The sequence below is a fragment of the Pseudomonas sp. BS3782 TE3695 genome (assembly GCF_050435305.1).
Classification (GTDB): domain Bacteria; phylum Pseudomonadota; class Gammaproteobacteria; order Pseudomonadales; family Pseudomonadaceae; genus Aquipseudomonas.
Window position 1 is genome coordinate 541,685 of the sequence record NZ_JBNDKB010000001.1, and the last position, 22,588, is coordinate 564,272.

Sequence of the window (22,588 nt, forward strand, 5' to 3'; positions counted from 1 at the left end):
TTTATCTGTCTACTTCTGCGTCCCATCATCATGCTGCAAATTCGCCTGGCTGAGGTTGCACCCCGCCGGCACGCTGCGGGTCAGCCAGACGTTGCCGCCGATGGTCGAGCCTTTGCCGATGGTGATCCGCCCCAGAATCGTCGCGCCGGCATAGATCACCACATCGTCCTCGACGATCGGATGCCGCGGGTGGCCCTTCTGCAACTGGCCATCTTCGTCGGCCGGAAAGCGTTTGGCGCCCAGGGTCACCGCCTGATAAATCCGCACGCGCTCGCCAATGATCGCGGTCTCGCCGATCACCACGCCGGTCCCGTGATCGATGAAGAAACTGCGACCGATCTGCGCCCCCGGATGGATGTCGATGCCGGTGGCCGAGTGGGCGATTTCCGCGCTAATCCGCGCCAGCAGCGGCAAGCCGGCGCAATACAGATGATGAGCCAGACGATGGTGAATCACCGCCAGAATCCCCGGATAGCAGAGCAACACTTCATCGACACTGCGAGCCGCCGGGTCGCCGTGATAGGCCGCCAGTACGTCGGTGTCCAGCAGAGTGCGCAAGCCCGGCAAAGCGAGGGCGAAATCCTGAATGATCTGGATGGTTTTGGCTTCGACTTCAGTGTCGGCCTGGGCACTGTGGCGCGCGGCGTAACGCAGTTCGAGCCGCGCCTGAGCCAGCAATGCGTTCAATGCCACGTCCAGCGTGTGGCCAACGTAGAAATCTTCACTTTCCTCGCGCAAATCCACCGGGCCCAGACGCATCGGGAACAGCGCACCGCACAAGGCTTCGAGAATGTCCGCCATGGCCGCTCGGGACGGCAACTCACGACCGCCCTGCTCGCCGCTGGCACGGCCATTTTGTGCGCGCCACTGCTCGCGCGCCGTACGCAGTTGGCTGACGATGCTCTGCAATTGCCAATGGCTGGAACGCTCGCTCACGGTAAAAACTCCTCACGGGCGGCCGGACTGTCTGGCCGCGATAACCGCGATTACTTTACGGCAACGGCTTGCAGCCGAATTAAGAACCAATAGTGCTGTGCTCAATACTTTTGGCTATAAGCGATTGGCAGTTGCTCCACCAAATACCCGTGCCTATAGTCCTGACATCTTCCTCCGCCAGTACGGACCCATGATCAAACAACAGCTTGCCCGCTTTAACCGCCTCGACCTGCTCGGTCACCCTACGCCCCTGGAAAAACTCGAACGCCTGTCGAACTGGCTGGGCCGCGATGTGTACGTCAAACGCGATGACCTGACGCCATTGGCACTGGGCGGCAACAAGCTGCGCAAACTCGAATACCTGGCCGCCGATGCCCTGGCCCAAGGCGCTGATACGTTGATCACTGCGGGCGCGATCCAGTCCAACCACGTGCGCCAGACCGCTGCCATTGCGGCCAAGCTTGGCCTGGGCTGCGTGGCGCTGCTGGAAAATCCGCTCGGCACCGACGACAGCAACTATGTCGGCAACGGCAATCGGCTGTTGCTGGACCTGTTCGATGCCAAGGTCGAATTGGTGGAAAACCTCGACAACGCCGATGAGCAATTGGAAGCGCTGGCCGCGCGTCTGCGTAGTAACGGTAAAAAGCCGTATCTGGTGCCGATTGGTGGCTCGAATGCATTGGGCGCTTTGGGTTATGTGCGTGCGGGCCTGGAATTGGCTGAACAGATCAAGGACACCGGGCTGAATTTCGCCGCCGTGGTGCTGGCGTCCGGCAGTGCCGGTACCCACAGCGGCCTGGCGCTGGCCTTGAGCGAAGCACTGCCGGAGTTGCCAGTGATCGGCGTGACTGTTTCCCGTAGCGATGAAGATCAACGACCGAAAGTCCAGGGCCTCGCCGAGCGCACGGCCGATCTGCTGGGTGTGAGCCTGCCGACGAATTTCAAAATCGATTTGTGGGACGAATATTTCGGCCCGCGTTATGGCGAGCCGAATGCCGGGACATTGTCGGCGCTGAAGCTGGTGGCGAGCCAGGAAGGGTTGTTGCTGGATCCGGTGTACACCGGCAAGGCCATGGCCGGTTTGCTCGACGGCATCGGGCGCCAGCGCTTCAATGACGGCCCGATCATCTTCCTGCACACCGGTGGGGCGCCGGCGTTGTTTGCCTATACCTCGGTGTTTTAAGAAAAAGATCAAAAGATCGCAGCCTTCGGCAGCTCCTACGGATAGGGGTTAACCCGGAATTTGCGGCGTGCATGATCCATGTAGGAGTTGCCGAAGGCTGCGATCTTTTCGAAAACATCTGATATCTCCAAAAAGAATAACAAATTTAATATTTAGTATTTTCCAATCTAAATACAACATCATATAGTCACGCCGCAGGCGAATTTGCTGCAAGACGCATAAGCTGCTTTAGGGCAGGATATCGCAGTCGTTCAAATCCCGAATTTGCCAACTTTCCTTAAGCGTCTTCCATAAGAAAACACAGGGGCTTGTCATGAATTTTTCCGCATTACGTCGAAATCTGCTGGTGGGTTCGCTGGGCCTGGCGCTGAGCGCCGGCCTGCTCGGGCAGGCAGTGGCTGGTGAGCAGCTGCAAAAAATCAAGGACGCAGGCGTGATCAATGTCGGTCTGGAAGGCACTTATCCACCGTTCAGCTACGTCGACGAGGCCGGCAAACTGAGCGGCTTCGAAGTCGAGTTCTCCGAAGCCTTGGCCAAAGAACTGGGCGTGAAGGTCAAACTGCAGCCGACCAAATGGGAAGGCATCCTCGCCGCCCTGGAGTCCAAGCGTCTGGACGCGGTGATCAACCAGGTGACCATCACCGAAGAGCGCAAGAAGAAGTACGACTTCTCCACGCCTTACACCGTTTCCGGGATTCAGGCGCTGACCCTGACCAAAAACAAAGACACCATCAAGACCGCCGCCGATCTGGCCGGCAAGAAAGTCGGTGTCGGTCTGGGCACCAACTACGAGCAGTGGGTGAAAGAGAATGTGCCTAAGGCTGACATCCGCACCTACGAAGATGATCCGACCAAGTTCCAGGATCTGCGCGTCGGCCGCATCGACGCCATTCTGATCGACCGTCTGGCCGCGCTGGAATATGCCAGGAAGGCCAAGGACACTGCCGCCGCCGGCGAAGCGTTCTCCCGCCAGGAAGCCGGTATTGCCCTGCGCAAAGGCGAGCCTGAGCTGCTGGCCGCGGTGAACAAAGCCATCGACAAGCTGCGTGCCGACGGCACGCTGAAAAAGCTGTCGGAAAAATACTTCAGCGCTGACGTCACTCAATAATGGGAGAAGCTTTCCAACTTGCGCTGGACTCCGCGCCCTTTCTGCTCAAGGGCGCGTACTACACGGTCATCCTGAGCCTGGGCGGAATGTTCTTCGGCCTGCTGATGGGCTTCGGCCTGGCGTTGATGCGGCTGTCGCGCTTCAAACTGGTGAGCTGGATCGCCCGCATCTACGTGTCGTTCTTTCGCGGCACGCCGTTGCTGGTGCAACTGTTCGTGATCTATTACGGCTTGCCGCAACTGGGTATCGAACTTGATCCGCTGCCAGCGGCCCTGATCGGCTTCTCGCTGAACATGGCTGCCTACGCCTGCGAAATCCTGCGGGCCGCGATCAGCTCCATCGAGCGCGGCCAGTGGGAAGCCGCCGCCAGTATCGGCATGACCCGCGCGCAAACCCTGCGCCGGGCCATCCTGCCGCAAGCGGCGCGCACGGCCTTGCCACCGTTGGGCAACAGCTTTATTTCGCTGGTCAAGGACACGGCGCTGGCCGCCACCATTCAGGTGCCGGAGCTGTTCCGCCAGGCACAGTTGATTACCGCTCGCACCTTCGAAATTTTCACCATGTATCTTGCCGCTGCGCTGATCTACTGGGTTCTGGCGACTGTCCTGTCGCACCTGCAGAACCAGTTGGAAGCGCGGGTCAATCGGCACGACCAGGAGTCCTGACCCAATGATTGTCGTGGAAAAACTGACAAAGCAGTTCAAGGGTCAGGTGGTGCTCAACGGCATCGATCTGCAGGTGAAGGAAGGCGAGGTGGTGGCGATCATCGGTCCCAGCGGCTCGGGCAAGACCACCTTCCTGCGTTGCCTGAATTTTCTGGAAGAGCCCACCAGCGGCCGGATCAAGGTCGGCGACATCGAGATCGATGGCAGCCGCCCCCTGAACCAGCAGCAGAGCCTGGTACGGCGCTTGCGCCAGCACGTGGGTTTTGTGTTCCAGAACTTCAACCTGTTCCCCCATCGCACCGCCCTGGAAAACGTGATCGAAGGCCCGTTGGTGGTGAAAAAGATCCCGCGCGCCGAAGCCGTTGCCCTGGGTAAAAAGCTGTTGGCCAAGGTCGGCCTGGCGGGCAAGGAAGACGCTTACCCGCGACGCCTTTCCGGCGGTCAGCAACAGCGTGTGGCGATTGCCCGGGCGTTGGCGATGGAACCGGAAGTGATCCTGTTCGATGAACCGACCTCGGCGCTGGACCCGGAACTGGTGGGTGAAGTGCTGGCGACCATCCGCGGCCTGGCCGAGGAGAAACGCACCATGGTGATCGTGACCCACGAAATGGGCTTTGCCCGGGACGTCGCCAACCGTGTGGTGTTTTTCGACAAGGGTGTGATCGTCGAACAAGGCGAAGCCAAGGCACTGTTCGCCAACCCGAAAGAGGAACGGACGAAGCAGTTTCTCAGCAAGTTTCTTAATAACGCTTAGTGCTGTCCCACTCGAAAATTGTCAACTTCCATGGAAGGAAGTGACATTAACTCTGTCTTATAAAAGCCTATCGCATCTTTCCACGGCCCGCGTAATTTGCCCCACCTTAAATAACTTCCCGGCATCCCATGCGGTACATATATATGTCCTGCAACAGATTAATATCGCCTAAAATTTATAAAATTCCGTGGTACTCCACGCTCAGAGGGTTACTGCCTCAGAGGCTTAAAACCCACCAAATACCACACTTTATTCGACAGAGTGATGCGGTTTATTAACCATACTGCGTAGGAGTTTTCTGAATCACGCAAGAACTAACCTTTAACCAACCGACGCTATTGACACCTATTCAAACGCACTCTTATCTAGTTCCCAACAGGCAACAGCCATCACCACTCATTATTATTTAATCGCGCCAATAGCGAATCGTTTTGTTGCTTGGTAATTCACGCCTTTCGATCTTTCAGAAATGGACTTCGCGGCAAAGCCTCAAGGAGAGAACGCCCATGACCAGCACTTCCAACAAACCTGAACTTGCAGCCCCGACCCTGGCGCAAAGCCACAAGGCCGGGATCAACCTCACTTCGGCCGCGCACCTTATGATCGACGTGCCACCCTACGCCGGCATGGATGAAGGCGATCTGATCGAGCTGTTCTGGAACAACTGCTACGTGGCCTCCTGTGTCTTGGGCCCTGACCATGGCGGCACAGCCGTGAGCCTGCGGGTGCCGGAAAGCTTCATTACCAATGGATCGGCCCGCGTTCATTACAAAGTCATGCAGGTGGGGCAAGGGCCGGCGGTATCACCGGCGGCGCGCGTCCAGAGCAAACTTGATTGCCCGGGCGGCCTGCTTCTTTGCGATGAGGAGAACCAGAGCCTGGCGCCCGTCTCCATCCCCGAGACCATTCGCCGCCAGGGGGTCAATCCGAATCAGGTCAAGCGCGGTGTCCCGTTGACCATCGAACCTTACCTGAACATGGCCGCCGACGACGAAATCACCCTGCGCTGGGGCGATGTACGCATGGACTTGCCCAAACTCAAGGCTTGCGATGTGGGTCAGCCAATTCAGGTGTGGGTGCCCCCGGCAATTATTGTCGAAGCCGGCGAAGACCTTCGACTGGAAGTGACCTATTGCATCCTCGATCGCGTAGGTAACAACTCGCGCTGGGCACCGGCCCGCACACTGAAGATCGGCTGTGCCAACCCCTACCTGAAATTGCCGCCGAAAGAAGCGCTCAAAGCCGCGGAGTCTCAAAAGCGGTGAGTCCCCTGTAAAACATCTAAAGATCGCAGCCTTCGGCAGCTCCTACATTGGATTGGCGTACACCCTGTAGGAGCTGCCGAAGGCTGCGATCTTGGCGGTTTTAAGGACGATGACCTTCTATGCATATTCCTAAAAGTTAGTTCATAAATTATTTATACACGCTTAGGGTATATACACCGGACCACCGGACATTCGTGTTTTTCGTTCGCCGCAACCCATGCGGCGCTTTCATGAGATGTGAGGTAGGTATGGTCCGGAACACAATCACCCCAGTGCAAATCGCCAGGGCATTGCGTGCAGCCAAGGAGCGGCACTGATGTCCAGTCTGGCAGACGCAATAATCCAGAGTGATCTGGACATCGCCCCATTGTTGTTGCCCGCGCAGGTCTTGCGCAACGACGCACAAGCCATCAAGGCGGCCCATGAGCTGGCGCAAGTCGCCCGCCTGCAAGCAGCCAAACGTGACCAGCAACGCAAGTTGCCGTGGTCGGAAATCGAGCAGTTCACCCGCAGCGGTCTGGGCAGTATTTCCATCCCGCGAGAATACGGTGGCCCGCAGGTTTCATTCGTCACCCTGGCCTCGGTGTTCGCGATCATTTCCGCAGCCGATCCAGCGTTGGGGCAGATCCCGCAGAACCAGTTCGGGATTCTCAACCTGATCCTCGGCAGCGCCACCGAATCGCAGAAAAAGCAGCTGTTCAAAAGCGTGCTCGAAGGCTGGCGGATAGGTAATGCAGGACCGGAGCGCGGGACCAAAAACACCCTGGAGCTCAAGGCGCGGATCACCGCCGATGGCGATGGCTTCGTCATCAACGGGCAGAAGTTCTATTCCACCGGCGCGTTGTTCGCCCACTGGGTGGCCGTCAAGGCGCTGAATGACGACGGCAAGCAAGTGCTGGCCTTCGTCCGTCGCGGCACACCCGGGCTGCGCATCGTTGATGACTGGTCGGGGTTCGGCCAGCGCACCACTGCCAGCGGCACCCTTTTGCTCAGCAACGTGCGGGTCGACGCCGAGCTGGTGGTGGATAACTGGAAGATCAACGACAGCCCGAATACTCAGGGCGCCGTGTCGCAACTGATTCAAGCAGCCATCGACGCCGGCATTGCCCGGGGCGCCATCGATGACGCCATCGAATTCGTGCAAAAACGCGCACGACCCTGGATCGACGCCAAGGTCGACCGGGCCAGCGACGATCTCTATGTGATCGCTGACATCGGCAAGCTGAAAATCGAACTGCACGCCGCCGAAGCGTTGTTGCGCAAGGCCGGGCAAGTACTCGATCAGGTCAACGCCGCGCCGCTCACCGCCGAGTCCGCTGCGCGCGCCTCGATTGCCGTGGCTGAAGCCAAAGTGCTGACCACCGAGATCTCGCTGCTGGCCAGCGAAAAGCTCTTCGAACTGGCCGGCAGCCGCGCCACCCTCGCCGAATTCAACCTCGACCGCCACTGGCGCAATGCCCGGGTGCACACGCTGCACGACCCGGTGCGCTGGAAGTATCACGCGGTTGGCGCTTACCACCTCAATGGAACCTTGCCTGCACGGCATTCCTGGATCTGACGACCAGAACCTTTTTGACCAGATCCCTGGAGAAACACATGACTCTTTCTCACCACGTCGCGGTCATCACCAGCGATGAGCAAGCCCTGATTGTCGCCGGTGACCTGGCCGACGATTTCAAACGCGACAGCGCCCTGCGCGACCGCGAGCGTCGTTTGCCGTACCCGGAGCTGGAAGTATTCTCCCGTTCGGGTCTTTGGGGCATCAGCGTGCCAAAGGAATACGGTGGCGCCGAGGTTTCCAACGTCACTTTGGCCAAGGTCATCGCGTTGATCGCCCAGGCCGACGGCTCCCTCGGACAAATCCCGCAGAACCATTTCTATGCCCTTGAAGTGCTGCGCGTGAACGGCACCGATGAACAGAAAAAACGCTTGTATGCCGAAGTGTTGGCCGGCCAGCGCTTCGGCAATGCACTCGCGGAACTGGGCACCAAAACCGCCCATGATCGCGTCACCAGCCTGACTCGCGATGGCAACGGCTACCGCATCAACGGCCGCAAGTTCTACGCCACCGGTGCGATTTACGCCCAGCGCATCCCCACGTCAGTAGTGGACGAAAACGGCGTGCAGCAATTGGCCTTCGTCCCGAGCAATAGCAAAGGCCTGACGGTGATCGACGACTGGAGTGGCTTCGGCCAGCGCACCACCGGCAGCGGTTCGGTGGTGTTCGAAGACGTCTATGTCGCCGCCGAGGACGTGATCCCGTTTCAAAGTGCGTTCGAGCGCCCGACCACCGTCGGCCCGTTGGCACAGATTCTCCATGCCGCCATCGACACTGGCATCGCCCGCGCCGCTTACGAAGATGCACTGCATTTTGTGCGCACCAAGACCCGGCCGTGGATCGACGCCACTCATGAAAAAGCCACCGATGACCCGCTGACCATCAAGAGCTTCGGCCACTTGAGTATCCGTCTGCACGCCACAGAAGCCCTGCTGGAACGCTCCGGCGAATTCCTCGACCAGGCCCAGGCCGACACCAATGCCGAGACCGTCGCCGCCGCGTCGATTGCGGTTGCCGAAGCCCGGGCCATCAGCACCGAAATCTCCCTTGCCGCCGGCAGTACACTGTTCGAACTGGCGGGCAGCCAGGCGACCCTGGCCGAACACGGTCTGGATCGCCACTGGCGCAACGCCCGGGTACATACCCTGCACGACCCGGTGCGCTGGAAATATCACGCCATCGGCAATTACTACCTCAACGATGAAAACCCTCCATTGCGAGGGACCATCTGATGGCTGGTGCCAAAAAGAAAATCCTGCTCAACGCGTTCAACATGAACTGCATCGGGCATATCAACCATGGCCTGTGGACGCATCCACGGGACAATTCCACCCAATACAAAACCATCGAATACTGGACTGAACTGGCTCAGTTGCTGGAACGCGGACTGTTCGACGGTTTGTTCATCGCCGACATCGTCGGCGTGTACGACGTCTACCAGAACTCGGTGGACGTGCCGCTCAAAGAGTCGATCCAGTTGCCGGTCAACGACCCGCTGCTGCTGGTCTCAGCCATGGCCGCGGTCACCAGAAACCTCGGCTTCGGCCTCACCGCCAACCTCGCCTACGAACCGCCGTACCTGTTCGCCCGACGTCTGTCGACGCTTGATCATCTGAGCCGTGGACGGGTCGGCTGGAACATTGTCACCGGCTATCTGGACAGCGCCGCCAAGGCCATGGGCCTGAGCGAACAGGTGGAACACGACCGCCGCTACGACCAGGCCGATGAGTACCTGCAAGTGCTCTACAAGCTCTGGGAAGGCAGCTGGGAAAACGGTGCGGTGCTCAACGACCGCGAGCAACGGATCTACGCCCAGCCGGACAAAGTGCACAAGGTCGAGCACAAGGGCGAGTTCTATCAGGTCGAGGGCTATCACCTCTGCGAACCATCGCCGCAACGCACGCCGGTGCTGTTCCAGGCCGGTAGTTCCGATCGCGGTTTGCTGTTCGCCGGTCGGCATGCCGAGTGCGTGTTCATCAGCGGTCAGAACAAATCGTCGACCCGGGTTCAGGTGGACAAGGTTCGCGCCAGCGCCGTCGAAGCCGGGCGCTATCCCTGGGACATCAAGGTGTTCATGGGTCTGAATGTGATTGTCGGTGCCACCGAAGAGCTGGCCTGGGCCAAGCACGCCGAGTACCTGAGCTACGCCAGCGCCGAGGCCGGCGTGGCGCATTTTTCGGCATCCACCGGGATCGATTTTTCCGAGTACGAACTCGACGAACCAATCCAGTACGTGAAAAGCAACGCCATCCAGTCCGCCACCAAGAACCTGCAAAACAACGACTGGACGCGCCGCAAACTGCTGGAACAACACGCCCTCGGTGGCCGCTACATCACCGTGGTCGGCTCGCCGCAGCAGGTGGCGGATGAGCTGGAATCGTGGATCGCCGAAACCGGCCTGGACGGCTTCAACCTGACGCGAATTGTCACGCCGGAAAGCTATGTGGATTTCATTGAACTGGTGATCCCGGAGTTACAGCGCCGAGGGTCGTACAAGACCGCTTACGACAACGGCAGCCTGCGGGAAAAGCTGTTTCACGAAGGGGCGCATTTGCCTGAACAACATACGGGCGCCGGTTACCGGCGCTAAAAGCTTCGCGAGCAAGCCCGCTCCCACATTAGATCTGTGGTGAACACAAAATTTGTGCCCGACTCCATCCACTGTGGGAGCGGGCTTGCTCGCGAAGAGGCCCGACCCAACACCACACATTCAATGCCCTGACTGGAAAACCATCATGACCAAAAAACTCTTAACCCACCCAGTCAAAGCACTGGCCCTGGCCCTCGGCCTCTTCAGCTCCGTCACCTTCGCCGCCGACCCGCCGCTGAAAGTCGGCACCACCGCCGCCTTCGCCATTCCCCTGGAAGCCGCCGTAGAAGAAGCCAACAAACAAGGCCTGAACGTCGAACTGGTGGAGTTCAGCGACTGGATCGCCCCCAACGTCAGCCTCGCCTCGGGAGACATCGACGTGAATTATTTCCAGCACATCCCGTTCCTGGAAAACGCCAAGGCCGCCGCCGGTTTTGACCTAGTCCCGTTCGCCCCGGGGATCATCAACAACGTCGGCCTTTACTCGAAAAAATACAAAAGCTTCGACGCGTTGCCCGAAGGCGCCAGCGTGGCCATCGCCAACGACCCGATCAACAGCGGTCGCGGCCTGCAACTGCTGGCCAAGGCCGGGCTGATCACCCTCAAACCGGGCGTTGGCTACAAGGCCACCGAAGAAGACATCATCGCCAACCCGAAGAAAATCAAAATCCTTCAGGTCGAGGCCGTGCAACTGGTGCGCGCCTACGACGACGCCGATCTGGTTCAGGGTTACCCGGCCTACATTCGCCTGTCGAAGACCTTCGATGCCAGTTCCGCCCTGCTGTTCGATGGCCTCGATCACAAGGAATACGTGATCCAGTTCGTGATCCAGCCGAAAAGTAAAACCGACCCACGGCTGATCAAATTCGTCGACATCTACCAGCATTCGCCCGCCGTTCGTGCAGCGCTGGATAAAGCCCACGGCAAGCTCTATCAAGCCGGCTGGGAAAGCTGAGCATGACGGCCGCGATCCAACGGCGACTGGAACTTCCGGAGCCACACAACGCCACACAAACCGAACTGCACCCAGAGCTCAATCGCGCCCACGTGCGCTTCATCGGCCTGGGCAAAACCTACAACGGCCAGCAAGGTCCGGTGGCTGCCCTGCATGGCATCGACCTGGCGATCCAGCGTGGTGAAGTGTTCGGCATCATCGGTCGCAGCGGCGCCGGCAAGTCGTCGCTGATCCGCACCATCAACCGCCTCGAACAACCGAGCAGCGGGCGGGTGCTGATCGATCAGGTGGACATCGGCGAGTTCGACGAAGACCGCCTGGTGGCGCTGCGGCGGCGGATCGGCATGATCTTCCAGCACTTCAACCTGATGTCGGCCAAGACGGTTTGGCAGAACGTCGAATTGCCGCTGAAAGTCGCCGGTGTGCCCAAGGAGCAGCGCGAGCGCAAAGTCCGTGAATTGCTGGAACTGGTGGGCCTGCAAGGCAAATACAACGCCTACCCGGCGCAGCTGTCCGGCGGGCAGAAACAACGTATCGGCATCGCCCGCGCGCTGGTGCATGACCCGCAGATTCTGCTGTGTGACGAAGCGACTTCGGCCCTCGATCCGGAGACCACGCAATCGATCCTCGGCCTGCTGCGCGAGATCAATCAACGGCTGGGTTTGACCATCGTGCTGATCACCCACGAGATGGCGGTGATCCGCGATATCTGTGATCGGGTCGTGGTGCTGGAGCACGGGCGAATCGTCGAGCAAGGGCCGGTCTGGGAAGTCTTTGGCAACCCGCAACATGAGGTCAGCAAGACCTTGCTCGCGCCATTGCAACACGCTCTGCCGGAAGAACTGCAAAGCCGTTTGCGGGCGCAACCGCCGTCTTCGGACGCCGCTGTGGTGCTGCGTTTGCAATTCACCGGCAGCGCCAGCGAGGAGCCAGACCTGGCGGCGCTGTTCTGCGCCCTCGGTGGCCGCGTGCGCTTGCTGCAAGGGGGCGTGGAACGGATTCAGGGGCATGCGCTCGGGCAATTGCTGCTGGCGGTGACCCGCTCGTCCCTCGGCGCCGAGGAATTGCGTCAGCGCGCTGGCCACTGGGCGCAACAGGTGGAGGTGCTGGGTTATGTGGTTTGATCGGTTGCTTCAGGGTTTTATCGACACGTTTTTGATGGTGGGTGTGTCGTCACTGATCGCGTTGTTGGCGGGGATTCCGCTGGCGGTGATTCTGGTCACCAGTTCCAAGGGCGGGATTTACGAAGCACCGGCGCTGAATCGTGCGTTGGGCGCGTTCGTGAACCTGTTTCGCTCGATTCCGTTTTTGATTTTGATGGTGGCGCTGATTCCGTTTACCCGGTTGATCGTCGGCACCACGTATGGCGTTTGGGCTGCCGTGGTGCCACTCACCATCGCCGCCACGCCGTTCTTTGCACGCATCGCCGAGGTCAGCTTACGGGAAGTCGACTATGGGTTGATCGAAGCGGCGCAGGCGATGGGCTGCCGACGCTGGCATATCGTCTGGCATGTGTTGTTGCCTGAAGCGCTGCCGGGGATTGTCGGGGGGTTCACGATTACCTTGGTGACCATGATCAACTCCTCGGCCATGGCCGGAGCGATTGGGGCCGGTGGGTTGGGGGACATCGCTTATCGGTATGGGTATCAGCGCTTTGATAGCCAGATCATGTTGACGGTGATTGTGTTGCTGGTGGTGTTGGTGGCGGTGATTCAGTTGGGTGGGGACAGATTGGCTCAAGGCCTGAACAAACGCTGAGAATGATCCCTGCCCCCATACTGCGGACAAGAGCTTTTGTGGCGAGGGAGCTTGCTCCCGCTCGATTGCGCAGCAATCGCAAAACCTGCCTACCCGGTTTATCTGACACACCTCATTGAATGGTTTTGGGTCTGCTGCGCAGCCCAGCGGGAGCAAGCTCCCTCGCCACAGAAAAGCTCACTCGCCAGAGGTATTGTCTCTAGCCTCTGGGGAACATTTCGCACAAGAAAATCAGAGTGCCAGCAGGCCCGATCCCTTTCATTTGCAGGACGTTTCCTAGATCATTCCGCTCGCTTGCGCCGACAGAATCTGGTGGCTAGTCTCGGTTCGTCACTGCAAATCAGTGATCGGGTTTAGTCGCCCGAATTTCGCCAGGTAACCCGCAAGGAATTTACCTATGAATAGTTCTATCCCAGATCCATCCCCAGACACATCCTCCAACAAAGCCTTCACCGACGACCTGCTCAAGGACCGTTCCGCGCTCTACCGTGCGATCGATTTCCACCTCACCGGCAAGCAACCCACAGCACCCGATGAATTACGCTTCTACAACGTCAGCAAAGACGTGAGCTTCGAAGACGCCCAGCTTTATGTGGCGGATCTGTTGCGCTGCGCCTCGGTCACGGCGTATCAGTGCGGCGATCAACTCAAGGGGGCCGATCGGGCATTGGTGTTCTCCGTCTGGCATTTGCTGGAGATTGCCAAGGCGATGGTTGATCGGTCCATTGAATGTCTGGGGATGAAACAGAGTTGCGTCTGGCTGAAGACATTGATCGCCAGTGATACCGCTTTCGCGAGCAAGCCCGCTCCCACATTTGATCTTCGGTGAACATGGAATTTGTATTCGACGCGATCCAGTGTGGGGCTTGCTCGCGAATGGCTGCGCAGCAGCCCTCGGCGTCATGGCGTATATTCGACGAATCCCAATTACCTGCGCAGCCAACCATGAAACAGACTCCCGACGACCTGGAGCAGATCACCTCCACCACCCTGGGCCATTACAACGCAGTGGCCGAGGACTTCCGTGAGGGCACTCGTGATCACGATGTCAGCCAGAACATCGATGCCCTGTTGCGGCATATCCAGGGTGAAGCGCCGTTCAGCATTCTCGACTTCGGCTGTGGCCCTGGCCGCGATCTGAAAACCTTCACCCGCCTGGGCCACACCGCTGTCGGCCTCGACGGTTCGGAAAAGTTTGCGCAGATGGCCCGGGAGGACAGTGGTTGCGAAGTCTGGCAGCAAGACTTTCTGAAACTCGACCTGCCGGCCGGGCGGTTTGACGGGATTTTTGCCAATGCGGTGCTGTTTCACATTCCGAGCCAGGAGTTGCCTCGGGTGCTGAAGCAACTGCGGGGGGCGTTGAAACCGGGCGGTGTGTTGTTCAGTTCCAACCCGCGTGGCGAGAATCAGGAAGGCTGGAACGGGCCGCGTTATGGGGCTTATTACGATCTTCAGGTGTGGCAGCAAATGCTGACCGAGGCGGGGTTTGTGGAGCTTGAGCATTACTACCGGCCAACGGGGCTGCCGCGGGAGCAGCAGCCTTGGTTGGCGAGTGTTTGGCGTAAGGTGTAAGCAGCAAGTCTGAGGTATCGGTACTGACGCTTTCGCGAGCAAGCCCGCTCCCACATTCGACCGAGTTGTCCAGACGGACGCGATCCAATGTGGGAGCGGGCTTGCTCGCGAATAGAGCGCGCAGCGCTCGCCTCTATGCCTCTTTCTTCGGCTCGCGAACCTTGTACCAGGCCACGTACAGCGCCGGCAAAAACAGCAGTGTCAGCAACGTGGCGATGATGATCCCGCCAATCATCGCGTAGGCCATCGGCCCCCAGAACACTTCCCGGGCGATCGGGATCATCCCCAAACTCGCCGCTGCCGCCGTCAGCAAAATCGGCCGGCGGCGGTGTTCCGTGGCTTGCACCACCGCGTCCCACGGTGTGTAGCCGCTCTTCTCGAAAGAGTCGATCTGGGTCACCAGAATCACCGAGTTGCGGATGATGATGCCGATCAACGCCAGAATCCCCAGGATCGCCACGAAGCCCATCGGCGTGCCGGTCGGAATCAGCGCCAGCACCACGCCGATCAACCCGAGCGGCGCGACGCTGGCCACCAGGAACAGCTTCTGCACACTGTGCAGCTGGATCATCAGGAAGGTCGCCATCAAAAACAGCATCAACGGCACCACTTTGGCAATCGGCCCTTGAGCCTTGCCGCTTTCCTCCACCGTACCGCCGGTGGCGACTTTGTAGCCCACCGGCAAACTGGCGGCGAACTTGTCGATCTCCGGCTTTAGCTGTTGCACCAGGTCGGTCGGCTGAATCTCGTCGCGCACCGCGGCCTTGATGGTGATGGTCGGTTTGCGATCACGACGCCACACCAGCGGCTGCTCGAGTTCATACCGCACCGTGGCAAACGCCAGCAGGGGAATCGACGTGCCGCTCGGGGTGACGATCTGCAAGTTCTCCAGGGTTTTCGGACTGCCGCGTTCGGCATCCTCGGCACGGCCCACCACGTTGATCAGGTAGATATCATCATCGACTTGCGTGACCGGCAAGCCGACGACGATGCTGTTCATCAGGTTCGCCACATCCTCCGATGACAGCCCCAGTTGCCGTGCCCGGTCTTGGGCGATGTCGATGCGCAGGACTTTGCCCGGCTCGTTCCAGTCGTAAATGATTTCGCCGATGTGCGAGTTCTTATCCAGCTCGGTCGCCAGGGCAATCGCATGTCTGCGCACCTGATCGATGTCTTTACCGCTGACCCGATACTGAATCGGCCGCCCCACCGGCGGGCCCATTTCCAGCGCCTGGACGTAACTGCCGACACCGACGAATTCTTCGCGCAGGCGCTTTTGCAAACGCTCGGTCAGGGCCGTGCGCGATTCCAGGCCTTTGCTGACGATCACCAGTTGCGCGTAGTACGGGTTCTGCAATTGCTGGTCGAGGGGCAGGTAGAAACGGATCGCCCCCTCGCCGATGTAAGTGCTCCAGCGCACGATGTCCGGGTCATCCTTGAGCGTCGCTTCAAGCTTGTCCACCACCTTGCGGGTTTCGGCGATCGAGGCGTTTTGCGGCAGGTTAAGGTCGACGAGGATTTCCGGGCGGTCGGAGGACGGGAAGAACTGGTTCTGCACGAACTGCATGGAAAACACCGAGAGCACAAACAGCGCCACGGTAATGCCGATGGCCCACCAGCGATTGCGCATGGCCCAGAGCAGGCCGCCATTGAATGCCCGACCGATGCGCCCAGGCTCTGCGTCGTGAGGTTTCACATTGGCGCTCAGAATATGCACACCGAGTACCGGGGCGAACAGCACGGCGACGATCCATGACACCAGCATCGCCACTGCGATCACCGCGAACAGCGTGAAGGTGTACTCACCGGCCGAGCTTGCGTTCAAGCCGATCGGCACGAAACCGGCGACGGTGACCAAAGTGCCGGTGAGCATCGGGAATGCAGTCGAGGTGTAGGCGAAGGTCGCTGCCTGCTCTTTTGTTTCGCCCATTTCCAGGCGCGTGACCATCATTTCCACGGTGATCATCGCGTCGTCCACCAGCAGGCCGAGGGCAATGATCAGCGCACCGAGGGAAATCCGCTGCATGGTGATGCCGCTGTATTCCATGAAGAGGAAGACCATCGCCAGCACTAATGGAATCGAACACGCCACTACCAGCCCGGCGCGCACGCCAAGGCTGACGAAGCTGACGATCAGCACGATCACCACGGCTTCGAACAGCGCACTGGTGAAACCGCCGACGGCTTCTTCCACTACGTCGGCCTGGTCGGACACGTTATGCACGCCGACGCCCACCGGCAGGTCCGCCGTCAGCTCATCCATGCGCAGGTGCAGCGCCTTGCCGAAGTCCTGAATGTTGCCGCCCTTCTTCATGGCGATCGCCAGGCCAATGGCCGGCTGGCCGTTGAAGCGAAACTCCGGGGTGGCCGGGTCGACGTAGCCACGGCTGATGTTGGCAATATCGGCCAGTCGATAGAAGCGATCGTTGAGCTTCAGGTTGACGTTGGCCAGGTCTTTTTCAGAGGCAAACTGGCCCGAGGTCCGCACCGAAATCCGCTCCGGGCCGGCCTCGATCACGCCGGCCGGGGTCACGGCGTTCTGTGATTGCAGGCTCTGCACCACCTGACGCTGATCGATGCCGAGGGCGGCGAGTTTGCGAGTGGAGAAGTTCAGGTAAAGGACTTCATCCTGCTCGCCGACCATCTCGACCTTGCCCAACCCCGGGACTTCACGGATCTCAGCACGCACCTGTTCCACGTAATCGCGCAACTGGCGCATCGACAGGCCGTCGGCGGTAAAGGCGTACACCGAACCGAACACGTCGCCGAACTCATCGTTGAACCCTGGCCCTTGCAGGCCCTTCGGGAAGTCACCGCGAATATCGTTGATCTTCTTGCGCACCTGGTACCAGATTTGCGGGATGTCCTTGGCACTGGTGGTGTCGAGCAGGTTAACGAAGACCGTTGATTCGCCGGGGCGGGTGTAGCTTTTCACGTAGTCGAGCGAGTCGAGTTCTTCGAGTTTTTTCTCGATCCGGTCGGTGACCTGCTTGAGGGTCTGTTCCTGGGTCGCGCCGGGCCAGCGAGTCTGGATCACCATGGTTTTGATGGTGAACGAGGGGTCTTCTTCGCGCCCCAGGTTCAGGTACGAGAACACGCCCATCAGCAGCGCGACGAACATCAAATACCAGACAAACGACTGATGTTTGAGGGCCCACTCGGATAAGTTGAAACTCCCTTTCATTGCGGGCTGCCCTCGTCGATTTTCACTTTCTGCCCCGGTTTGAGGCTGTTCACACCCGCGCTGACCACCCGCTCGCCGGTTTTCACGCCGTTGGCCAGGACCACCGTGGCATCGGTCCGGCTGATCAGGCTGACCTCCCGTGGCGAAACGGTTTGCGTCTGTGGATCAACGACCCAGATTCGCAGTTTTCCATCGACCTCCTGCAGCGCGCTCACCGGCAGTTCGAGGCGCGGCTTGATCGCGGAGCTGAGGGTCACACTGATCGCCGTGCCGAGGCGAAAGCCCGGTGGCGTATCGGCCAGGCTCAGGCGGGCGCGACGGGTGCGTGTCGCGCTTTGCGCCTGGGGTTCGATTTCGCGCACGATGGCGGTGCTGGTGATGCTCGGGTCCAGTTGTGAGGCGACCTGGAACACCACGTCGGCTGGCAACTGATCGACCAGGGTATCGGGCAGGTCGATCACCGCTTCCTTGATGTCCGGCTGCGCCAGGGTCACTACTTGCTGGCCGGCCGTGACTACTTGCCCGGCTTCGGCGTTCCACGCGGTGACGATGGCTTTGTGATCAGTGCGCAGCTCAACGTAGTTGAGTTGGTCCTTCGCCTGATCGACGGCGGCCCTGGCTTGATCGAGGGACGCCTGGGTGGTTTTCAGGTCGGTCTGGGCGATGTCCAGCTGCGCCTGCGCGCCAACCCCGCGATTGAACAGTTCCTGCTGACGCCGGGCATTGGCCTGAGCGTTGATGAGCTGCGCCTGAACCCGCGCCAGATCACCCTGGGCGGAGCGCAACTGGTTCTGCTGATCGGTGGGGTCGAGGGTCGCGAGCAACGCGCCTTTCTGCACTTCGGCGCCGACATCGACGCTACGGCTGGCGATACGCCCCGGCACCCGGAAACCGACGTTGCTTTCGTAACGGGCCTGGATACTGCCGGCAAACCGGCCGAGGTTTTCTTGATTGAGCGCCTTCACTTCCACAGACAACACCGGCCGAACCGGTTCTGGCGGCGCTTCCTCCTTGGAGCAAGCAACCAGTAGTGCAGCGGCGGACAACAGCAACAGACGCTTCATGGCTGAGCTCCTGTCGCTGAGGGCTGGTAGGTGTTTTCGACAATCTCCACGCGCACACCCGGATGCAGTAACTGGCCGCCTGCGGTGACGACTTTTTCGCCCCCTTTAAGGCCAGCGCTGACAATGACTTTGCCGGTCAGGTAACGGCCAACGGTGACGGTGTGCAATTGCGCCTTGCCCTCGGCGTCCACCAGCCACACGGCCGGATCGCTGACATTTTTGGTCAGGGCCGACCACGGCAGTTCAACCGCGGTTTTACCGACGGGCTTGGCGGTGGCGCTCACCACCGAGCCCAGTTGCATGCCCTCGGGAAGACTGTCCAGGCTGACTTTGACTTGCACCGTGCCGGTCTGCGCGGACACGGCTGGCGTGACTTCCCGAACGGTGCCCGTGGTCTTGATTTTCGGGTTGTCGAGCAGGCTGACCACAATCGATCTGTCCGACGGCGGCTCACTCAGCAGTGATTCGTACACGTTGAACACCGCGTCACGCTCGCCGTCCCGGGCCAGACTGAAAATCGGCACCGTGGCTTGTACCACTTGGCCGACCTCAGCCTGGCGCGCGGTAATCACCCCCGGCGCATCGGCAATCAACGCGGTGTAGCTCAGTTGATCACGGGCGTTGGCCAATTGCGCTTGAGCGGCGGTCAATGCACTCTGACTGCTGCGCAAGGCGGCTTGGGCGGAATCGTATTCGCTCTGGCTGGTATAGCCCTTGGGCAGGAGTTTTTGTTGGCGAACGAAGGCGGCGGCGGCTTGTTTGACCCTCGCCTGTTCGGCAACGACCTGGGCCTGGGCAGAATCGACGCTGGTTTGCAGGTCCTTGGGGTCGAGCTTGGCCAGCACTTGTTTGGCCGAAACCCGGTCACCGACATCGACCATACGCTGGATGATCTTGCCGCCGACGCGAAACGACAACTCGGTTTGCACGCGCGCCTGGACATCGCCGGTGAGTGTCACTGCGGCGGCGTAATCGGTTGGCTTGACCTCTTGCACGAAGACTCGTGGGCGGTCCTTCTCGACAGGCTGTTTATCGCCACAGGCGGTCAGCAAGGCGATGAGGCTCAGGCCAACCATGAATTTCAATCCGGGACCCGCCATGCAAACTCCTTTGCGCTGTACGAACGTGCAAGTGACGATACGACTGTGAGCTTAGAACAGTGTTCCACGAGTGCACGGGGTTGCTGCACACCTTGTGGTTTGGGGCTTACCTGTGGCGAGGGAGCTTGCTCCCGCTCGGCTGCGCAGCAGACGCAAAATCTGCTATCTCGTTCTACCTGACACACCTCATTGAATGGCTTTGGGGCCGCTTCGCATCCCAGCGCGAGCAAGCTCGCTCGCTCGCCACAAGGATCATTGTGTTGCCGACAATAAGGCAGAATGACGAACCATGCAGCAGGAAGCTACCCATGCTCAAAACCCTCGCGGTGGCCAATTACCGCTCGATCAATAAATTGGTGATTCCGCTTGGCCGTTTGAACCTGATCACCGGCCCCAACGGCAGCGGCAAATCCAATCTCTACCGCGCCTTGCGCCTGCTGGCGGAAACCGCTCAGGGCGGGGTGGTCAATGCGTTGGCACGCGAGGGCGGGCTGGATTCGACGTTCTGGGCAGGTCCGGAAAACATCACTCGACGCATGCGCAATGGTGAAGTCCCGATCCAGGCGACCGTGCGACACGGCGCCAAACGCCTGCGCCTGGGGTTTGCCAGTGAAGATTTCAGCTACTCGATCGCGCTGGGCCTGCCAGAGCCAAGTCACTCCGAGTTTTCTCTGGACCCGGAAATCAAAAAGGAATGCATCTGGTCCGGGCCGTTTTATCGCCCGGCCAGCCTGCTGGTGGATCGCGATGGCCCGCTGATCCGCGCTCGGGTCGGTCGCGGCTGGGAAGTACTGGCCCAGCACACGCCGAACTTCGACAGCCTGTTCGATCAGGTCGGTAACTTACGCACCTCGCCGGAAGTCTTGCAGCTGCGTGAGTTCATCCGCCGCTGGCGCTTCTACGACTACTTTCGCAGCGATGCCGACGCGCCAGTGCGCCAACCGCAACTGGGCACCCGCACGCCAGTGTTGCACCACGACGGTCGCGACCTCGCTGCAGCGTTACAGACCATCCGCGAAATCGGCGATCCCGAAGCTTTGCAAGCCGCGATCAGCGATGCATTCCCCGGCGCGACATTGAATATCGCACCGCTGCAGGGTGGACGGTTTGCAATCGAGTTTTATCAGGAAGGCTTGTTGCGGCCGTTGTCCGCCGCCGAGTTGTCGGACGGGACGTTGCGCTATTTGTTGCTGGTTGCGGCATTGCTGACGCCTCGGCCGCCGACGTTGATGGTGTTGAACGAGCCGGAAACCAGTCTGCATCCAGACCTGCTGCCGGCGTTGGCGCGGTTGATCATTCGAGCGTCCGAACAGTGTCAGGTGTGGGTGGTGTCTCATGCGCGGCGGTTGATCTCGGCGCTGCAGCAAGACCCGGAATGCAATTGCATTGTGCTGGAGAAGGATTTCGGCCAAACCGGGATGGTCGGGCAGCGGATGCTGGATGAGCCTGCGTGGTATTGGCCGGATTGAGCGGCGTCTTATCTGGAGGTTTTGCTGCGGCAGTGGAAGACGGCTATTTTCCTTTGCGCTGTAGGAAGGATCTTTTTTTCAAGATAGCCCTCCAAGGATGCACGGCTTTTGGCCAGACTCAGGGCCGAACCATCACAAGGAAGAGAAAATGGCTGACGTACAAGTGCCACAGCGGCTGGATCCGCAAGACATCGTGAAATTGCTGGTGGCGTTGCGCAAAGCGCTGAAGGCGCGGGCGGCCTGAAATTTTAAAGCAAAAGATCGCAGCCTCGTTTCACTCGACAGCTCCTACAGGAATAGGCATTTCAATGTAGGAGCTGTCGAGTGAAACGAGGCTGCGATCTTTTGATTCTGGCCTAACAAAACGCCGACGCTGTATCAGCCGTCGGCGTTGAAACCTTGAAGAGGTTTGATACGGCGGTCAATCAGAACGCCGGCAGTACCGCGCCGCTGTATTTCTTGGCGATGAATGCTTTTACTTCAGGGTTGGTCAATGCCTTGGCCAGTTTCTGGATGGCGACGCTGTCCTTGTTGTCCGGGCGCGCCACCAGGTAATTCACGTAAGGCGAATCGGCGCCTTCGATCACCAGTGCATCTTTAGCCGGGTTCAGGCCTGCGTCCAACGCGTAGTTGGTGTTGATCATGGCCAGGTCGACCTGATCCAGAACACGCGGCAGCATGGCCGATTCCAGTTCCTTGAACTTGAAGTTGTGCGGGTTCCTGGCGATGTCTTTCGGGGTGGCCACGGCGTTTTTCGGGTCTTTCAACTCGATCAGGCCGGCCTTCTGCAACAGGATCAGGGCCCGGCCGCTGTTGCTGCCTTCGTTGGGGATGGCGATGGTTGCGCCATCTTTCAGTTCAGCCAGGCTTTTGACTTTTTTCGAGTAGCCGCCAAATGGTTCGACGTGTACACCGATCACGGTCACCAGATTAGTGCCTTTGCCTTCGTTGAAGTTTTTCAGGTACGGGAGGGTCTGGAAGTAGTTGGCGTCCAGACGCTTCTGGTCGACCTGCACGTTCGGCTGAACGTAGTCGGTGAAGACTTTGATCTCCAGGTCCACGCCTTCTTTGGCGAGGGTCGGCTTGATCAGTTCAAGAATCTCGGCATGTGGAATCGGGGTCGCCGCCACCACCAGTTTCTCGCCAGCCTGGGCCAGGCCCGCGGTCAGGGCAGCCGCCAATGCGGTAAACAACAGAACCTTTTTCATGCAGTGTCCTTATCGAAATTCGCGGCCATCATCGACGACGGCTGATTAGTACGAGTGCCAGTGAAGTGCTATCGCTGGCGTGACGCGGACAATACCGGGATTTTTTATTCCAGAACAATATCTTTTATTTACTTTCTTATTCCATTTTGTTCATTCAACCGCCACGCCCGATGCAGGAGCTGCCGAAGGCTGCGATCTTTTGATTTTGGCGATTTCAAA

General features: G+C 59.5%; 18 protein-coding genes and 1 pseudogene. 14 read left to right on the forward strand and 5 right to left on the reverse strand.

Annotated features, from left to right (window positions below; translation table 11 throughout):
- Positions 1 to 9: 9 nt before the first annotated feature.
- Positions 10 to 936 carry a serine O-acetyltransferase EpsC gene (epsC, locus tag ABH909_RS02445; RefSeq protein WP_429430234.1) on the reverse strand — a complete coding sequence of 309 codons (927 nt, stop codon included), beginning with the start codon at positions 934 to 936 and terminating at the stop codon, positions 10 to 12.
- A gap of 190 nt (positions 937 to 1,126) precedes the next feature.
- Between epsC and ABH909_RS02450 the strand changes: the two genes are divergently transcribed.
- The 13 genes and pseudogenes from ABH909_RS02450 to ABH909_RS02510 all read left to right on the forward strand — a co-directional run bounded on the left by ABH909_RS02450 (position 1,127) and on the right by ABH909_RS02510 (position 14,344).
- Positions 1,127 to 2,119 (forward strand): D-cysteine desulfhydrase, encoded by a 993-nt coding sequence (locus tag ABH909_RS02450; protein WP_429430236.1) that lies wholly within the window; start codon positions 1,127 to 1,129, stop codon positions 2,117 to 2,119.
- 313 nt (positions 2,120 to 2,432) lie between these two features.
- Positions 2,433 to 3,227, forward strand: a complete 795-nt coding sequence (gene tcyJ / locus ABH909_RS02455; RefSeq protein ID WP_429430238.1) for a cystine ABC transporter substrate-binding protein — start codon at positions 2,433 to 2,435, stop codon at positions 3,225 to 3,227.
- Positions 3,227 to 3,892 (forward strand): cystine ABC transporter permease, encoded by a 666-nt coding sequence (gene tcyL / locus ABH909_RS02460; protein ID WP_007903115.1) that lies wholly within the window; start codon positions 3,227 to 3,229, stop codon positions 3,890 to 3,892. The genes tcyJ and tcyL overlap by 1 nt, the downstream gene beginning before the upstream one ends.
- Positions 3,893 to 3,896: 4 nt before the next feature.
- Positions 3,897 to 4,646 carry an L-cystine ABC transporter ATP-binding protein TcyN gene (gene tcyN, locus ABH909_RS02465; protein ID WP_007903118.1) on the forward strand — a complete coding sequence of 250 codons (750 nt, stop codon included), beginning with the start codon at positions 3,897 to 3,899 and terminating at the stop codon, positions 4,644 to 4,646.
- Positions 4,647 to 5,152: 506 nt separating this feature from the next.
- Positions 5,153 to 5,911, forward strand: coding sequence for a hypothetical protein (locus ABH909_RS02470; protein ID WP_429430240.1), 759 nt, complete (start codon positions 5,153 to 5,155; stop codon positions 5,909 to 5,911).
- Between the two features lie 316 nt (positions 5,912 to 6,227).
- Complete coding sequence (locus ABH909_RS02475; protein WP_429430242.1) at positions 6,228 to 7,469, forward strand: SfnB family sulfur acquisition oxidoreductase; 1,242 nt, start codon at positions 6,228 to 6,230, stop codon at positions 7,467 to 7,469.
- Between the two features lie 38 nt (positions 7,470 to 7,507).
- Positions 7,508 to 8,701: an SfnB family sulfur acquisition oxidoreductase gene (locus ABH909_RS02480; RefSeq protein WP_429430244.1), complete on the forward strand. Its 1,194-nt coding sequence runs from the start codon at positions 7,508 to 7,510 to the stop codon at positions 8,699 to 8,701.
- Entirely contained in the window at positions 8,701 to 10,059 is a 1,359-nt protein-coding gene (locus ABH909_RS02485) for an LLM class flavin-dependent oxidoreductase (RefSeq protein ID WP_429430245.1), read from the forward strand. The genes ABH909_RS02480 and ABH909_RS02485 overlap by 1 nt, the downstream gene beginning before the upstream one ends.
- A gap of 145 nt (positions 10,060 to 10,204) precedes the next feature.
- Positions 10,205 to 11,014 carry a MetQ/NlpA family ABC transporter substrate-binding protein gene (locus ABH909_RS02490; protein ID WP_429430247.1) on the forward strand — a complete coding sequence of 270 codons (810 nt, stop codon included), beginning with the start codon at positions 10,205 to 10,207 and terminating at the stop codon, positions 11,012 to 11,014.
- 2 nt (positions 11,015 to 11,016) lie between these two features.
- The gene (locus tag ABH909_RS02495) at positions 11,017 to 12,138 is read left to right on the forward strand and encodes a methionine ABC transporter ATP-binding protein (protein ID WP_429430249.1); all 1,122 of its coding nucleotides are present in this window, start codon (positions 11,017 to 11,019) and stop codon (positions 12,136 to 12,138) included.
- The gene (locus ABH909_RS02500) at positions 12,128 to 12,772 is read left to right on the forward strand and encodes a methionine ABC transporter permease (RefSeq protein ID WP_429430251.1); all 645 of its coding nucleotides are present in this window, start codon (positions 12,128 to 12,130) and stop codon (positions 12,770 to 12,772) included. The genes ABH909_RS02495 and ABH909_RS02500 overlap by 11 nt, the downstream gene beginning before the upstream one ends.
- Before the next feature lie 397 nt (positions 12,773 to 13,169).
- Positions 13,170 to 13,520 (forward strand): annotated as a pseudogene (locus ABH909_RS02505) (DUF6124 family protein); the annotation flags it as partial.
- A gap of 197 nt (positions 13,521 to 13,717) precedes the next feature.
- Positions 13,718 to 14,344 carry a class I SAM-dependent methyltransferase gene (locus ABH909_RS02510; protein WP_429430253.1) on the forward strand — a complete coding sequence of 209 codons (627 nt, stop codon included), beginning with the start codon at positions 13,718 to 13,720 and terminating at the stop codon, positions 14,342 to 14,344.
- 133 nt (positions 14,345 to 14,477) lie between these two features.
- On the opposite strand, the gene ABH909_RS02515 is transcribed toward ABH909_RS02510, so the two are convergent.
- Genes ABH909_RS02515 through ABH909_RS02525 form a run of 3 tightly spaced genes read right to left on the reverse strand, consistent with a single transcriptional unit; the run spans position 14,478 to position 19,692 of the window.
- Positions 14,478 to 17,528, reverse strand: a complete 3,051-nt coding sequence (locus ABH909_RS02515) for an efflux RND transporter permease subunit (RefSeq protein WP_429430255.1) — start codon at positions 17,526 to 17,528, stop codon at positions 14,478 to 14,480.
- On the reverse strand, positions 17,525 to 18,592 hold the full coding sequence (locus ABH909_RS02520) for an efflux RND transporter periplasmic adaptor subunit (RefSeq protein ID WP_429430257.1): 1,068 nt from the start codon (positions 18,590 to 18,592) through the stop codon (positions 17,525 to 17,527). Before ABH909_RS02520 ends, ABH909_RS02515 begins: the two co-directional genes overlap by 4 nt.
- Entirely contained in the window at positions 18,589 to 19,692 is a 1,104-nt protein-coding gene (locus ABH909_RS02525; RefSeq protein WP_429430259.1) for an efflux RND transporter periplasmic adaptor subunit, read from the reverse strand. Before ABH909_RS02525 ends, ABH909_RS02520 begins: the two co-directional genes overlap by 4 nt.
- A gap of 308 nt (positions 19,693 to 20,000) precedes the next feature.
- Between ABH909_RS02525 and ABH909_RS02530 the strand changes: the two genes are divergently transcribed.
- Positions 20,001 to 21,161: an AAA family ATPase gene (locus ABH909_RS02530; RefSeq protein WP_429430261.1), complete on the forward strand. Its 1,161-nt coding sequence runs from the start codon at positions 20,001 to 20,003 to the stop codon at positions 21,159 to 21,161.
- 425 nt (positions 21,162 to 21,586) lie between these two features.
- On the opposite strand, the gene ABH909_RS02535 is transcribed toward ABH909_RS02530, so the two are convergent.
- A complete protein-coding gene (locus tag ABH909_RS02535) occupies positions 21,587 to 22,369 on the reverse strand; it encodes a MetQ/NlpA family ABC transporter substrate-binding protein (RefSeq protein WP_429430263.1) in 783 nt (260 codons plus the stop codon).
- Positions 22,370 to 22,588: the final 219 nt, after the last annotated feature.